The following is a 16057-nucleotide window of genomic DNA, read 5'->3' as shown; positions in this document are numbered from 1 at the left end:
TATAGGTTCTTGCATTTACCTTGAATTCTATATGAAATCCGTTCAATCTGTCACCTAAAGTTAATTTATAATGAACAAATTATTTTTGGGATTATACCATTTTAGTTATTTAACTGATTGATAGTAAAATGGAATACAAACTGTATATGGAGAGATGTGTGAATACAACTGGACTAAAAAAAGTCATGTTAATTGGCTCTGGCGTTGTTCTAGGAGCGTTGATTGCTGTAGGAACAACGGTATGGGCTGACAAAGAAGCTGCACCAGATACAGTGGCTCAAAGTCAGCAAGTAACTTTACCTTTAGAAGAGTTACGAGCTTTTGTAGAAGTATTTGAGCGTGTTTCACATGACTATGTAGATAAAATTGATGATAAAAAACTTTTAGAAGGTGCAATTAGTGGCATGCTTTCAAGCCTAGATCCTCATTCTGCTTATTTACCTCCCTCAGACTTTAAAGAGATGGAAGAACATACTCGTGGCGAATTTGGTGGCTTAGGTATGGAAGTCGGAATGGAAGACGGCTTTGTTAAAGTGATCTCACCAATTGATGATACTCCAGCAGAAAAAGCGGGCATTAAATCTGGTGATTTAATTATTAAACTTGGAAAAGAGCCGGTAAAGGGTAAAACCTTAAGTGAAGCTGTAAAAGTTATGCGCGGTAAGCCTGGTACTAAACTTGAATTGACCGTTGTGCGCAAGGGTGAAAATAAACCGCTAAAGATTGAATTGACTCGTGCCGTTATTAAAGTGAAGAGCATTAAACAACGTTTACTTAAAGATCATGTTGGTTATGTAAGAATTAGTCAATTTCAAATGCGTACAGGCCCAGATTTAATTAAAGCGATTAAAGCGTTAGATAAAGAAAATGGTGCACCTTTAGAAGGTTTAGTTTTGGATTTACGTAATAACCCAGGAGGAGTTTTAAACGCAGCTGTGCAAGTATCTGATGCCTTTATTGATGATGGGCTTATTGTGTATACAGAAGGCCGTATTAAAAATTCAAAAATGCGTTTTGAAGCCGAAAAGGGCGACATTATGAAAGGCAAGCCAATTGTTGTATTAATCAACGAAGGTTCAGCTTCAGCATCTGAAATTGTTGCGGGCGCTTTACAAGATGACAAAAGAGCCATTATTGCAGGAAGAACGAGTTTTGGTAAAGGTTCGGTACAAACATTAATGCAACTCAATAATGGCGCGGCTATTAAGGTGACTACTGCGCGTTACTTTACGCCATCAGGTCGTTCTATTCAGGCTGAGGGTATTAAACCTGATGTTGAAATTGATTTGGTTAAAGTGGAAAAAGTAAATAAAAATAATTTAACTAATATTAAAGAAAGTGACTTGGCTGGACATCTAGAAAACAGTGATGCTGAAGAAGATGCTAAAGTGAATAAAGATGATAAAAAAGCCAAAGCCACAAAAGAGCTAAATGCTTTATTAGATAAAGACTATGAATTAAATGAGGCTTTACGTCTTGTTAAAGCAATGGCTTTAGCGCAAAAAATGGCTAAATAGTAGAGATATTACGAGCGGTTATTTATTTGTTAGGAGGTATTGATTATGCCTAAAAAAGTATTAGTGCCTCTTGCCCAAGGTTGCGAGGAGTTAGAGGCCGTAACGATTATTGATATTCTTGTTCGTGGTGGGGTTACAGTTGTTACGGCAAGTCTTGATGAAAATAAAATGGTTACTGCCAGTCGTGGTGTTCAGCTCATCGCTCAAAAAACATTAAATGAAGTTCTTAGTGATTCTTTTGACATGGTTGTGCTTCCTGGAGGTTTACCAGGAGCAGATTACCTAAATGAAGACCCGCGGATTATTGCTTTATTGCAAAAAACAGTCGTAAATAATGGAATAGTAGCGGCTATTTGTGCCGCTCCTAAGGTTTTAGTTAGTGCTGGATTGCTTGATAATAAAAAAGCGACAAGTTATCCAGGGGTAATCGATAAAAACCCTGCTACAGGCATGATATATGTAAATGATGATGCGGTAGTTAGAGATGGTAATGTTATAACTTCTCGTGGACCAGGCACTGCAATGAACTTTGCTTTAGAAATATTGCAGATTTTAATGGGCGAAAAAATGCGAAATACAGTTGAAGTATCTCTAGTTCGCAGTTATGCTTAAAGTATAAAAATTAATGCATAAAAGGGTTCGATTTGACTTTAAGTTTATTTAGTAGATTTAACTTTTTACAAGTTAGTCTTCTGCTTTTATTGATGTGGTTAGGCATTTCGACGAGTTATGCTGGTACAGTCGTGATTGTGAATCCATCCGTTAAGACGAAAGAAATCAGCCCCCAATCCTTAGGTCGTATTTATGCGATGCAAATTAAAAACTGGAGTGATGGACAGCCAGTTAAAGTATTTACATTCCCTTCAAATTCGAAATTTCACCACCAATTTGTCATTACACAAATGAAACTTCAACCCCATCTGTTAGAAAGATTATGGAATCGACTCATATTCACAGGTACTGGTCGTACACCTACCGTTGTCAATAATTCACAAGAAATGATTCAGAAAGTAAAAGAAACACCTGGTGCCATTGGTTACGTTACGGACAGTGATGTAAGTTCTGATGTAAATGTGCTGGTGATAGGTAAATGAATATGAGAAATATAATACAAAAATTAAGTCTTTTAACTTTATTATTACACTCAGTTATAGCTCAAGCGATTGATGTAGGAAGTGCTGGTGTGGTTCATGGTTTTGTTTCTCAAGGTTATGTTTACAGTCCAGAAAACCCTTATGCAGGAACCGCATCAAAAGATGGAAGTTTTGATTTTAGAGAAATTGGTATCAATGGTTCTTGGGAAGAAAATGAAAAGTTACGTTTTGCAGGTCAGCTGTTAAGTCGCACAAAAGATGAGTCTGCAGATGGTAGTTTACAGGTCGATTTTCTGCTAGCCGACTATTTAGTTTATAGCAATGACAAAATTAATTTTGGTATACGTGCTGGAAGAATTAAAAACCCGGTTGGTTTTTATAATGCTGTTCGAGACATCCCATCGAGTAGACCGGGTATTGATGTGCCTAACTCAGTCTATTTTGATTCTTTTAGAGATGTTATTTTGGCAACGGATGGTGTTAGTTTGTATGGAAGTTACGCTACAGAATCTGGTGATTTGAATTGGAATGTTTTTGCAGGTAATCGTGATATAGAAAGTTCAGTTATGGAACATTATCTATTTGGTGAAAATGTTCAAGGTAAAGTTAAACATGCTGAATTACAAGGTTTTAATATTACTTACAATCTAAACACACAAAACCCATTAACCTTTGGGCTAAGTGCAATTCATGTAAAAGCAAAAATGAATGGAGCTAAATCAACTTCTGCAGCAATTCAAGACTATGTTGCTACTAGCGGGCAAGGTAGCTACGCAGACTACGCAACAGGTGGGGGTATAGATTCTATATTTGCTTTAGCATCCGTGCAGTATGGCTATAATGACTGGTTATTTACCGCAGAATATTTAAATGTATTTAACAGTATAGATGTTGAAGTTATTGGTCAAAATAATAATAGCCAACCAACGACAGAAGGGCTTTACTTTCAAACTGAGTGGTTTGCAAGCAGACATATTCATGCATTAGCTCGTTATGAAGAGCTTTATTTGTCTGATATTAATAAACTAAGTATTGATTCAACGCGTCCTAATAATCCTTATCATAATTACAGTAAGGGCTTAACCTTTGGCTTGAAATGGTTAATTAATAATAATTTAACTTTAGCTGGAGAAGTCAGTTCAAATGAAGGCACAGCTTGGTTACCTGTATTTGATGGAGAAGAAAATATAGCAATGAAAAAATACTGGAAAACCTACTCCATGCAACTCACATATCAATTCTAGGTCGTTACTGAATTATGTATATCAGTATTCGATGGAAAGCGGTAATATTGCTCAGTGTTATATTGTTTATTATTGCTTTTGCTTGGATATCTCAGGGTATTTACCAAAATATACACACCTATGAATTTGATATAAAACAAAGCCAAGAAAACCATCAAAAAATTCTTGATCAGTTGATTACTGATAACTACATTAAACTCTCCCAACATGCTCAATTAATCATAGATAATCCTCAAATCAAAAACTATGAAAAAGATAAAGCAACCAATCCTAATGAAATCAATAATTATCTAAAAGCGCAATGGTATTCATGGAACCTCAATATTAGTATTGATTATGTTGCTGTTATTGATAATAAGGGCAAACGTATTGCCGAAGCTAATCAATTATTTACTAATGACGAGCTTCAAAGTCTAAGGCGCTCTACTCGTTTATTTAGTCAGCAAGCCAAAGAGAAACCACAAAACTTTGTATTTTGTGAAAGCTCTTGTATTCAATTTGTAATGGAACCTTTTATCTTTTCTGATGGCCAATTAGGTGTTTTGGTTTTAGGTCAAAACATGTCTGATCTTATTACACGTTATCATGCAGTAAGCTCTTCAGACTTAGCGGTTTTAATTCAAAATAATGAATATAACAAATCAAATCAAGAAGGCAAAGAAGGCAATTTATTAACAAATTGGAATGTACATGTTTGGGCAATTAGTCGTTTTAATGATTTATACCCGTATGTAGAAAAATTCAGTAAAAACCATAGTATGTTAGATGTTCCTAGCGTTAGCTTATGGAACCTATGGAACACAGATTACTTTCTAAGAAATATGGTGCCTAGTAATTATGTTCAGGTTGGCTCACCGGCCTATTTTATGAGTATTATTAATGAATCTAAACGTCAAGAGCAGTTAAAACAGGAGATTATAAATGGTGCTTCTACCAGTTTAGTTGGTTGGATTTTAGCTGAAAGTTTGCTTATTTTTCTTATGATGGGGCCTATTCAACGATTAGTAAAGATTGTACAAGCTCTCGAGTTGCTACCTAAACATCGTTACAAATCAGCTATAAGTTTAATAAAGACTCCAAAAAAACAGATCCGTGATGAAATCACACAGCTCGAAGATAGTACGGTTTATTTAGCGAATGAACTCGAAAGCTTGCATCTGGCGGTAGAGCTTTCAGAAGAGCAACTAAAAAACCAAATATTAATGTTGACACGTTCAAAAGAGTTTTTACAACGTTTATTTGATAACGCAAATCTTTACATTGTGATTCAGTCTTATGATTATGAGATTATGAACGATAACCACCTGTTTTCAGATTCATTTGATACTAAAACGGTTGATCATTTTTTAGATATGTTTGCAAATAACTATGATAAGACAATCTTTATCGAGGGTATTATTCACCTTAAAGAACAGCCCTTAGAAAGTTTTCAACACGAAGCGAATATGAAAACCAGTAAAGGCGAAAAACTGACATTAGCATGGACACATACGCTCGTAAAAGACGACATAGGCAATGATCAAGTTTTATCTATTGGTATGGATATTACCCAACGTAAAAATGATGAAATGGCTTTAAATTGGTTGGCTAATAACGATTCTTTAACCAAAATTGGTAACCGTCGGGCCTTTAAAAATGATTTAGATAAAATTCTAGGGCAAGATACGGATGGTGCAATCATTTTTATTGATGTTAACCGCTTTAAACAAATTAATGATATTTATGGGCATTTAGCGGGTGATGCCGTGTTGATTGATATCGCAAAACAATTAAAACGTCATACCCGTAATCACGACTCAATTTGCCGTTTAGCGGGAGATGAGTTCACCATTGTTATGCCTGGAATATCTCTTAATGATTTGCCTAACGTACTAGAAAACTTATCAGAACAACTAAATCGTCAAATAAAATTATCTGATTCTCGTTTAGTTGAATACAGTGTTAGCTTGGGGGGCGCCGTGTTCCCAGAACATGGTACAGATGAGCAATCACTGATTGTTCATTCAGATATGGCCATGTATCAAGCGAAGAAAAAAGGTTTAAAAAATTGGCATATCTTTAGTTACGAAGACGATCAACTAAGCGATTTACAAGAAGAACACAATACCATGAGATTAATTAAACAGGCTTTAAAAGAAGATCTGTTTACATTAGTTTATCAACCTATTTTAGATATAAAAAATCAAAAAGTAAGCCATTATGAAAGTCTTTTAAGATTAAAAGATGAAGATGGTAACTGGGTGTCTCCGGGACTCTTTATACCCATAGCTGAAAGAGTGGGTTTAATAAGAGAAATTGATTCTTGGGTTATTCAACACGTGTTTGACTTTATGAAGCTCTCCCTTAAAACGCAACCAGAATTAAGTTTTTCAATTAATGTATCCGCACCGAGTTTACAAGAAAAATTGTTTTCAGTTCGTTTTGCAGAACTCATGAGAGAATCTGAAATGCCGGCTAAAAATATTATTATTGAATTAACAGAAACAGCCTATATTGAAAATTTTGTTCAGGTTCTAAAAAACTTAGAACAACTAACAAAAATAAGCGTTTCAATAGCCTTAGATGATTTTGGTGTTGGCTATTCCTCATTTAGCTATATGAAAAAACTCCCATTAACTTACGTTAAGTTAGATGGTTCGTATGTTAATAATATTGTAAGCAGTGCTGAAAACAGAGCCTTTATAAAAAGTGTAGTGATAATGGCTCAAGCTTTTGGTATGAAAACAATCGCTGAATTTGTAGAAGATAAAGAAACTCTAGATGTTCTTTCAGAGCTTAATGTAGATTATGCACAAGGGTACTTTGTTGGTCGACCAGAGGGTAAACTCTTACCTTCTAAATAACCTCATAAAATAATTTGATTTTGTGAAATAAAAATAATTCTATATGGTCTTGTATAGAAAGAGTCTTTTTCTTGAGTGGTTTGACAGCTAAAGGAATTTATCCTTATTGGTAATTGAATAGGTCAGCCTCAGTACTTACCGACCACTCTCATTAGAATCTTTGTAAAAATACTATTATTTTAAAATCAGAAGTTGGAGAACAAGCATGAAAAAAAATACCCGTAGAGATTTTTTAAAATTAGCTGGTGCTACTGTTGTCGGTGTGTCAGGAGCCGCTTCCGCTTCAGAGAATCCATTTGGATTTAAGGCGATGGAATCAGGCTATTCGCAAGTAGCCATGGAAGGCAAATGCGGTGGTAAAAAACCAGAAGGCAGTTGTGGCGGTAAAAAACCAGAAGGCAGTTGCGGTGGTAAAAAACCAGAAGGCAGTTGTGGCGGTAAAAAACCAGAAGGCAGTTGTGGTGGTAAAAAACCAGAAGGCAGTTGCGGCGGTAAAAAACCAGAAGGTAAATGTGGTGGCTCTACCTCATAATAAAATAAGTTAATTTAACTGAGTTTTACTATACATCATGTTTATTTTAACAAGTGTGCTTGTGCGCACTTGTTCGTTTTATAAAGTTAATTTTTTATTGTTTGAAATCACAATTTTTTAAGCAAGATCCTTAATACCTATTTAATTTAGATTGTAAGTGCCTTCCCTCGCATTTTACCAGGCCTGGTAAAATGAAATTATCAGACGGTTTGTTTGATTTTTATCTAATTTATTCAACCTATCTTTGTCTAATATGATTAAGTGTTTATGCGATAATAATTTAAATAATTTTCAATAAACTAAGGATGTATGGCTTGTTAAAAGAACCTATAAATCCACCAATAAATAAACCTGAGCAGCAAGCAAGAGTAAAAGCCGTTTCCTTTTTTGGTTTGCTGCAACAGATTTTATCTTGGCGTTTTTGGCAACGCGTATTTATTCATTTTAGAAACCGTCAAGGCACCGATGCCGTAGCTATTTTGGCTTATACCTCTTTAGTCGGTATCGTACCTATGCTTGCTGTAATGTTAGGGCTTTTTTCTGTATCAAGTTATTTTGATTCATTTGAAGACTTAGTTATGGAGCAAGTGGTACGTAACTTAATGCCTAACTCACAACCTGTAATTGAAGAATATATTTTTCGGTTTTCACAAGCGGCGGCCAGTCTAAAAGGCCCCGGTTTGGTTGTTATGTTGTTTACAACCTTAATGCTTTTGTGGAAAGTAGATCAAAAGCTTAATGGGTTATGGTCACATCGCTTACAACGTAAGTGGTGGGTGACTATTATTCAATACTTAGGGATTAGTTTGCTCGGCCCTCTGTTATTAGGGTTAAGTTTAGTAATCAGTTCGTCCTTACTGGCGTTACCGCTGTTTGTAGAAACGACCCCTTTTATAGATAAGCTCACTTCAGGTATGAAAATAGTGCCTCTCATCTTAGCTTGGCTTGGTTTTACGGCTCTTTATAAGTTAGTACCCATTGTTAAAGTTCCTTTAAAAATGGCTTTAATTAGTGGCTTGTTTGCCATGCTTGAATTAGAACTATTAAAGACTGGTTTTGCGGCTTATGTTGAATGGTTTCCTACTTATGCCGTTGTGTATGGTGCCTTTGCCGCGGTTCCGTTATTTTTACTTTGGTTGTATTTAATTTGGTTTATTGTTATTTGGAATGGGGCGGTAGTCGTGACTTTAATGAATATGAATTCACACAAACCCCACATCACATCTTCGGTTGTAGAGCCAGAGAATAAAGTAGAAAATATAAAGGCAAATGGTGAATAACCTACTTAATAAAAGTCATTTACCAGGCCTGGTAAAAACGATTAGTTTGCTTGTTTTATTGTTATTTGCTGGGGCTTTATTGCATCTGTTATCAGGCAGTTTACAGATAGATCTATCTGCTTTATTGCACGGTTTATCTTCACAACAATCTACCATTTTATGGGAATTACGTTTACCCAGACTTATTTTAGTGATGGTGGTTGGCGCAGGTTTAGCGGTTGCCGGTGTGGCATTGCAAGCCATGTTTAGAAACCCGCTAGCCGAACCAGGTTTAATTGGGGTTTCTAGCAGTGCCGCTTTAGGCGCGGTCTTTGTTATTGTTTTAGGTTCTTATTTTTGGCATGACATTCAATTTTGGCAAATGGGATTGGTTGCTTTTATCAGTGCTGCATTAGCCACCTTTTTTATTTACGCGATCGCCACAAAATACGGCAAAACAGACGTGGCTCTAATGTTATTAGCGGGGGTTGCCATAAATGCTATTGCAGGTGCGGCTACTCAGTTGTTAATTAGTGTTTCGGATGATAGCCAGTTGCGTAGTGTGACCTTTTGGATGATGGGATCTTTTGCTAATGTCGATTGGCCGTCTGTAACAATAGTGAGTTTTATTACCTTAGTTATTACCTTGCTTCTATGGCGATTAGCCAAACCATTAAATGCTTACATGCTAGGTGAAAACATTTGTTTACATATGGGCTTTAATGCCAAACATATTAAATGGCAAGTGATGTGGGGTACGGCCTTTATGGTAGGTATTTCCGTTGCTACGGTTGGCGTGATTGGTTTTGTAGGATTAGTTGTGCCACACATAGTGCGTTTATGGGTTGGTTCTGACCATAGAAGATTAATTCCATTAAGTGCCTTAGCAGGTGCTATTCTTTTAGTCTTTGCTGATTGGGTAGCTAAAACATTAATAACACCAGCAGAACTCCCTATTGGGCTTTTAATGGCGTTATTGGGTGGCCCTTTCTTTTTAGCGATGTTGCTTAAACAGCGAAAAGGCTGGATCAAATAATGCAAACCGTCATTAAATGCCAAAAACTGAGTTATCAAGTGCAAGGAAAAGCCTTAATTAACCAATTGAACTGTGAGTTTACATCAGCAAAAATTCATGTTGTTTTAGGTAAGAATGGTGCAGGTAAGTCAACTTTACTGGCTTTGTTAAGCAAAGAATTACAACCGATAATAGGCAGTGTTTTTTGGCAAAACAAACCTTTGGCTCAGATGGATTATGCCGATTTAGCACAACAAAGAGCCGTTTTACCCCAATTACAAAGTCCTGCGTTTTCTATTAGCGTACAAGAATTAGTTGAACTTGGGGCCCAAGTTCAGCAAGGTATTAATGCACAGCAAATAAAAGAAATTAGTCAAATCGTTATGCAGGCTTGTGATGTTGTAAACTTGGCGCAACGTGATGTTATGCAGCTGTCTGGCGGTGAACAAAAAAGGGCACAATTAGCCCGAGTTTTAGCGCAAATTTGGCCAATAGAATCGTTTGATACAGGCCTGGTAAAACCCTTTAAAAACCGTTGGTTGTTTTTAGATGAGTGGACTAATAATCTAGACTTACATCACCAGCAATCTCTTGCGCACCTGTTTAAGCAATTGGCTTCACAAGGTTTGGGTATTATTATGGTTTTGCACGATATTAACCTATGTGCACAAATAGCCGATGATGTGTTAATACTTAACCAAGGACAATTGTTTAAACAAGGTAAAGTGACAAATGTCTTGACCGCGCAAACCATTCAACAAGCCCTTAACTTAGATGTTCAAATCACACATATTGAGGGTTTTAAACATCCCTTTATTTTGCCTAAAAATCTACAAAATGAATATTTTTAAAGATTGTCGCGTAATATTTTAAAGATTACTAGGTCTTATAACTGTTACTTTGTTTTTACCCCTTGAGAAGTCACTATGCAAAACACACACCGCTTTTTTGAGCAATTGGTTTCGGCTTATGCAAACGACTTATATCGTTATGCCTACTGGCTATGCAAACAAAAACCGCTTGCTGAAGATTTAGTGCAAGAAACGTTTTCTCGTGCCTGGAAGTCAATAGACAGTTTAAAGGATGAAAAGGCCGCCAAAGCTTGGTTAATCACCATTTTAAGACGTGAAAATGCCCGCTTATATGAAAAGTATCAACCTCAATTATTAGAGTTAGAAGAAAGCTTGGCGGAAGATGATTATCACAATGAACCCAGTTATCACTTAGAAAAAGATCAGCTTCATTACATGATTTTAAAACTGCCCATTGAATATAAAGAACCTCTTATTTTACAAGTGATGTGGGGTTTTAGTGGTGATGAAATTGCCGCAGAATTAAATTTAAAACTGCCAACAGTAAACACGCGTTTATTTAGAGCCAGAAAACAATTAAAACAGATGATGAATAACGAAATAACCGAATTTGATTTACCGAATAAAGAGGGGGCAAACTAATGAATGAAATAAAATTTCGTACTAAATTGCTCACTGATCCGCATCAATTAGATGAGGAGATGCTTGATTTTTTAGAAACCTATCCTGATAAAAAAGCCTGTGTACAAAAGGTAAGAGAGTTTGATAAACAGATATCAGATACTTTAGATATCGAAATACCTGAAGGTTTACATGCCAGAATTTTGCTAAATCAAAGTTATCAGCAAAATACATTGGCAGAAGAAGAAACGCTACAACCAGACGAGTCAGCAAGCGTACAGGGCACAAGCAATAAAAAGAATAAGGCGCAAGAGGTAACTCCTCATCTTAGTGCGAAATCAAAATTAGCCTCTAGGTCTTCAAGAATTTTTAGCGGTTGGTCAACAGGGCTTGCAGCTGGTATTGCGGCCTTTTTGTTATTTTTTACGGTTTTACAAACCAATCACTCAAGCAAAGCCATTTCTGGCGATGCGATTGTTGAGCATATTTTGGCTCATATTGCTGAAGACCCAGCATTAATGACTGGGGTTAAACTACCAAATAGTGAAGCCGAAATGCATGAATTATTTGCAAGTGTCGGTGCACAACTTAATAAACCTGTTGAAGGTATGAGTTATGCTGGAATGTGTGATGTAGCAGGGCAAAAAGGGCTGCATATTGTTATGCAAGAAAATGGTCAACCTATTACGATTATGGTTATTCCAGGTCAGCAACTTGCGGCCATAAAAGCCTTTCAAAAAAGTAGTTATCACGGAGAAATTATACCGGTTAAAGGTGGCATAGTAGCTATTATTGGCAATAGTGTTGAACAAGTTTCAATTGCACAATCACGCTTTTTTAAAGCGGTTAAATTTACTTAAAAGGATTGAATTAAGATGCTTTACGATTGCCTTTAAACGCTTAAAGTTTAGAATAAAGAACACAAAAAACCATTTTACCAGGCCTGGTAAAATGGTTTTTTTATGGTTAAGTGATTTAAAAATTAGTCTAAATTTAACTCAATTTGAACAATATTTCGATCTTCAGCCATTGTTTTAAGTTTAAAATTAAATTGCTTCATCAAGTTTAGCATTGAACTATTTTCGCTTAAAACTTCACCTTCCATTTTGCGCAATCCTTTTGATTGTGCATGCTGAATTAAGCTGTTAAGTAATGCGCTGGCCACACCTTGATGTTGATAGTCATCGCGCACCACAATGGCCATTTCACAAGATTTTCCATCTGGATTCGTGGTGTAACGTGTTACCCCAATTTCAATCGTGTTATTGTTTGCATCGAGCGTAGTTGCAATCAGCGCCATTTCTCTGTCGTAATCAATTTGAGTAAATCGAGAAAGCATTTTAGGTGTGAGTGTTTTCATGCTATTCATAAAACGCAGGTATCGGCTTCGTTCAGAAAGACTTTTTACAAACTCAAGCTCAAGTTCGGCATCTTCTGGTTGAATTGGGCGTATTTGAATATTTAACCCCTTAGGCGTTTCAATAGCATGGATTAACTCACTTGGATACGGATGAATGGCCATATGTTGATACGGTTTGTGATTTGCATGGAGCGATTTAACCGTGATACGGGCATCAACGGCCATAACGCCTTGATCATCTGCAAATAGCGGGTTAATGTCTAATTCTTGAATTTCTGGCAATTGTGCCACCATATCTGAAATACGTAATAAGGTATTAACAATGGCTTCATGATTCGCTGCTGGGTAACCTCTAAAAGGTTTTAGCATTTTAGATACTTTGGTATCTGTAATCATTTTATTGGCTAAAAATTGATTAAGAGGAGGCAGGGCGATAGAACGGTCTTTAATCACCTCTACGGCCGTACCGCCGCTACCAAACGTAATGGCCGGTCCAAATACTGGATCACGCATCACACCAACCAATAATTCACGAGAATAAGGCCGTTTAAACATAGGTTCAATCGTTACCCCTAAAATATTTGCGTTGGGATTTTCTTTAGTGATGCGCTCTATCATTTTGGTGAACTCTGTACGCACCTCATGCACATCGGTGAGATTAAGCTTTACACCACCCACGTCCGATTTATGCGTTAAGTCAGGAGAGTTAATTTTTAAACTCACAGGAAAACCCAACGATTCTGCGGCAACCATCGCTTGCGTTGCACTGCTAACTTCAACGGCTGAGGTAATGGGTACCCCAAATGCGTGCATAATGGCACGGGTTTCGGCACTGCTTAAAAGCGTACGATGTTCTGATAATACTGAATCTATAATGGTGCGAGCACCAACAGTGTCGCTTGGTTTGCAACATTGAGCGGCCGTGGCTGGGCTTTGCATTAATAAAGCTTGGTTTTTATGGTAAGTGGCAATAAAACTAAAGGCTTCTACTGCGGCTTCTGGTGTGCGAAAAGTGGGTATTTTTGCCTGACTAAATAATTTGCGACCATCGCTTACTAAAGACTCACCTAACCACGCGGTAAAGATAGGTTTATCACTATCGGATTGTTTTTGATATTCAATAATAGATTGAGCAATGCCGGTTGGGTCACTCATCGCTTGTGGAGTCAGAATAATTAAAGTGCCATCAAAATTTTCATCATTTTGGCAAATTTCTAACGCTTTGGTATAACATTCACCTGTGGCATCGCCCAAAATATCAATTGGATTGCCATGTGACCAATGCTCTGGCAACAATTCATTTAATCGTTTTATGCTGTTTTCACTTAAATCGGGTAGTTTTAAACCTAACTCAACCGCGCGGTCTGTTGCCATAACACCAGGACCACCGCCATTAGTTAAAATAGCTAAGCGGTTACTTTTAATTTGAATATTTTGGGTTAAAGATTTTGCCGCAGCAAATAGCTGAGAAATAGATTGCGCACGTACCGCACCAGAACGTTCAATAGCGGCACTAAAGACATCATCGCCACCCACTAAAGCACCGGTGTGTGATACAGCGGCTTTTGAGCCTTCAGGCATACGTCCTGATTTTAATAAAATAACAGGTTTCATACGAGCGGCTGATTTTAAACCACTCATAAACTGGCGAGATTCTGAAATACCTTCAATGTACAGTAAAATGCTTTTTGTTTTGGGGTCCAGTGATAAAAAGTCTAGAATTTCACCAAAATCAACATCGGCGGCATCACCCGTAGATATTACTTGTGAAAACCCTACATTATTGGCCTCGGCCCAATCTAATACCGCAGTACAAATAGCCCCTGATTGTGAAACCAACGCCAAATTACCTTCTACCGCTTGGTTTTTACTAAAGGTTGCATTTAAGCCAATATCAGGTCTCATAATACCTAAACAGTTTGGGCCAACTAAGCGCATACCATAAGAACGAGCTATTTCAGTTAACTTGTTCTGAAGTACTTTACCTGCTTTATCCTCAAAACCCGCCGACAAAATAACCGCATTTGCCACGCCTTTTTTACCGCAAGCTTGAATAATTGCCGGGATAGTTTTGGCTGGAGTAGCAATGACAACTAAATCGGGTACGGTGGGTAAATCGTCAATATTTGGATAACAGACTTGATTTTGAACCTGATCATGCTTAGGATTAATAGGATAAATATTCCCCTTAAAACCTGCCGTTAGCAGATTATGAAAAGCATTTCCGCCAACAGAGTCTGGTCGTTCGCTAGCACCAAATATTGCAATGCTGTTTGGTTTAAATAAATTGGTAAGATAATGTGGACCCATAATAAAACCTTTAAAGAGAAGTAGCGAGTGAATCTATATATTACTAGTAATAAATGTATCTTACATGACAATGGTGTTGATCATCCAGAAACAGGCGAACGCCTTCAAAGAATTCAAGATTCTCTTATCAGCGGTCAACTTTTTGATTGGTTTTTGCATGCAGATTCTCGTGCCGCCACTAACGAAGAGATTACGCTTTTTCATCATCCAGATTTAATTTCTTTTTTAGAGAAAAATACGCCGCAACAAGGTGTGGTGGAAGTGGCTGAAGATGTACATTTATGCAAAGATTCTGTTAACGCTTCACGACATGCCGTTGGTGCCGTACTTGATGGCATAGATGCCGTGCAATCTGGCAATGACAAAAGGGTTTTTTGTAATGTCAGACCACCAGGGCATCATGCTGAATATAACGAAGCCAAAGGATTTTGTTTGTTTAATAATGTCGCTATTGGAGCGGCCTATGCTTTACAAAAATACGGTTTACAGCGTGTTGCCATTGTCGATTTTGATGTGCATCATGCTAATGGAACAGAAGATTTTGTTAGGCGTGAACCAAGGGCTTTTTTAGCGTCCAGTTTTGAATACCCTCTGTATCCGTTTGTTGAGCCAGTATCCGATATTGATAATATGATCAATATGCCCTTAAATAAATACGGTCAACCTGAAGAATTTAGACAGGCCTGGTCAGAAATTGGCTTGCCAGCGATAGATGCTTTTAAACCCGAACTTATTTTTATTTCAGCAGGCTTTGATGCCCATGCTTTAGACCCTATGGGTAATCTACTTTTGCACGAGACTGATTTTGTATGGATAACCCAAGAAGTTATAAAACTAGCTAATAAACACTGCAATGGCAAAATCATATCGGTTTTAGAAGGGGGATATGATTTAGGTGCTTTACGGGTGTCTGCAACGGAACATATTAAAAGTTTATTTGAGTTAGATTTTTAATCTTAATGCCCAAAAGAAAGTATAAAAAGTCCGCTGATGCAAATGAGTATAATCAGACTTTTTTTCAAAGAACTTTTAGGGTGTAAGGTTAATTATTAACCTTCACCTTCACGTCTTTGCCCACAAAAGAAACCAAGACCAACGCTTGGTGATTGAAAGGTAATGACACTGCCTTTAGGAAAGTAGAAAACATCACCAACACTGGCATAGACTTCTTGCCCAGTTTCATCAGAAATAATCATTTCACCTTCAACAATAATTTTCATTTCATCGTAATCATAAGCATAGATTAAAGGATTATCTGATTTTTCCATTTTGAAAAAACCACCTACAATCGTTTTATCTGGATCATTAGATACGACTAAATCGCTTAGAAATGCATTAGAACCTTGAACCCCCATGGTACGAATATCAGTACGTTTTGTGGCTTGTTGGTAGTGAGTCATCGCCATGGTTGTTCTCCTTTATTTAAAAGGTTTTATTCTGATTAAATGAC

14 protein-coding genes are annotated in these 16057 nt (G+C 37.0%); 12 read left to right on the top strand and 2 right to left on the bottom strand.

What is annotated here, in order from left to right; genetic code table 11:
• Positions 1 to 146 precede the first annotated feature (146 nt).
• The 11 genes from ACYQ0E_RS10665 to ACYQ0E_RS10615 all read left to right on the top strand — a co-directional run bounded on the left by ACYQ0E_RS10665 (position 147) and on the right by ACYQ0E_RS10615 (position 11797).
• Positions 147 to 1517, top strand: a complete 1371-nt coding sequence (locus tag ACYQ0E_RS10665) for a S41 family peptidase (protein ID WP_460188712.1) — start codon at positions 147 to 149, stop codon at positions 1515 to 1517.
• Positions 1518 to 1562: 45 nt separating this feature from the next.
• On the top strand, positions 1563 to 2129 hold the full coding sequence (locus ACYQ0E_RS10660) for a DJ-1 family glyoxalase III (protein ID WP_460188210.1): 567 nt from the start codon (positions 1563 to 1565) through the stop codon (positions 2127 to 2129).
• A gap of 32 nt (positions 2130 to 2161) precedes the next feature.
• Complete coding sequence (locus ACYQ0E_RS10655; RefSeq protein WP_460188209.1) at positions 2162 to 2611, top strand: substrate-binding domain-containing protein; 450 nt, start codon at positions 2162 to 2164, stop codon at positions 2609 to 2611.
• 2 nt (positions 2612 to 2613) lie between these two features.
• The gene (locus ACYQ0E_RS10650) at positions 2614 to 3855 is read left to right on the top strand and encodes a hypothetical protein (RefSeq protein ID WP_460188208.1); all 1242 of its coding nucleotides are present in this window, start codon (positions 2614 to 2616) and stop codon (positions 3853 to 3855) included.
• Positions 3856 to 3869: 14 nt separating this feature from the next.
• On the top strand, positions 3870 to 6698 hold the full coding sequence (locus ACYQ0E_RS10645; RefSeq protein WP_460188207.1) for a bifunctional diguanylate cyclase/phosphodiesterase: 2829 nt from the start codon (positions 3870 to 3872) through the stop codon (positions 6696 to 6698).
• Between the two features lie 205 nt (positions 6699 to 6903).
• Positions 6904 to 7230: a twin-arginine translocation signal domain-containing protein gene (locus ACYQ0E_RS10640; RefSeq protein WP_460188206.1), complete on the top strand. Its 327-nt coding sequence runs from the start codon at positions 6904 to 6906 to the stop codon at positions 7228 to 7230.
• 314 nt (positions 7231 to 7544) lie between these two features.
• A complete protein-coding gene (locus ACYQ0E_RS10635) occupies positions 7545 to 8510 on the top strand; it encodes a YihY family inner membrane protein (RefSeq protein ID WP_460188205.1) in 966 nt (321 codons plus the stop codon).
• Complete coding sequence (locus tag ACYQ0E_RS10630) at positions 8503 to 9525, top strand: FecCD family ABC transporter permease (protein ID WP_460188204.1); 1023 nt, start codon at positions 8503 to 8505, stop codon at positions 9523 to 9525. Before ACYQ0E_RS10635 ends, ACYQ0E_RS10630 begins: the two co-directional genes overlap by 8 nt.
• Positions 9525 to 10355 carry an ATP-binding cassette domain-containing protein gene (locus ACYQ0E_RS10625; protein WP_460188203.1) on the top strand — a complete coding sequence of 277 codons (831 nt, stop codon included), beginning with the start codon at positions 9525 to 9527 and terminating at the stop codon, positions 10353 to 10355. Before ACYQ0E_RS10630 ends, ACYQ0E_RS10625 begins: the two co-directional genes overlap by 1 nt.
• Before the next feature lie 75 nt (positions 10356 to 10430).
• Positions 10431 to 10958, top strand: a complete 528-nt coding sequence (locus ACYQ0E_RS10620; RefSeq protein ID WP_460188202.1) for a sigma-70 family RNA polymerase sigma factor — start codon at positions 10431 to 10433, stop codon at positions 10956 to 10958.
• A complete protein-coding gene (locus ACYQ0E_RS10615; protein WP_460188201.1) occupies positions 10958 to 11797 on the top strand; it encodes a DUF3379 family protein in 840 nt (279 codons plus the stop codon). Before ACYQ0E_RS10620 ends, ACYQ0E_RS10615 begins: the two co-directional genes overlap by 1 nt.
• A gap of 122 nt (positions 11798 to 11919) precedes the next feature.
• Here the strand turns inward: ACYQ0E_RS10615 and ACYQ0E_RS10610 are convergent, their stop codons facing one another.
• On the bottom strand, positions 11920 to 14607 hold the full coding sequence (locus ACYQ0E_RS10610) for a bifunctional acetate--CoA ligase family protein/GNAT family N-acetyltransferase (RefSeq protein ID WP_460188200.1): 2688 nt from the start codon (positions 14605 to 14607) through the stop codon (positions 11920 to 11922).
• A 27-nt stretch (positions 14608 to 14634) separates the two neighbouring features.
• On the opposite strand from ACYQ0E_RS10610, the gene ACYQ0E_RS10605 reads away from it, so the two are divergent.
• Positions 14635 to 15561, top strand: coding sequence for a histone deacetylase family protein (locus ACYQ0E_RS10605; RefSeq protein WP_460188199.1), 927 nt, complete (start codon positions 14635 to 14637; stop codon positions 15559 to 15561).
• 95 nt (positions 15562 to 15656) lie between these two features.
• Here ACYQ0E_RS10605 and ACYQ0E_RS10600 read toward each other — a convergent pair whose 3' ends face one another.
• Entirely contained in the window at positions 15657 to 16013 is a 357-nt protein-coding gene (locus ACYQ0E_RS10600; RefSeq protein WP_460188198.1) for a cupin domain-containing protein, read from the bottom strand.
• Positions 16014 to 16057 lie beyond the last annotated feature (44 nt).

Source organism: Thiomicrorhabdus hydrogeniphila (assembly GCF_054656895.1).
Note: the sequence above shows the minus strand (reverse complement) of the source record. Positions and strands in the feature narration are given on the sequence as shown.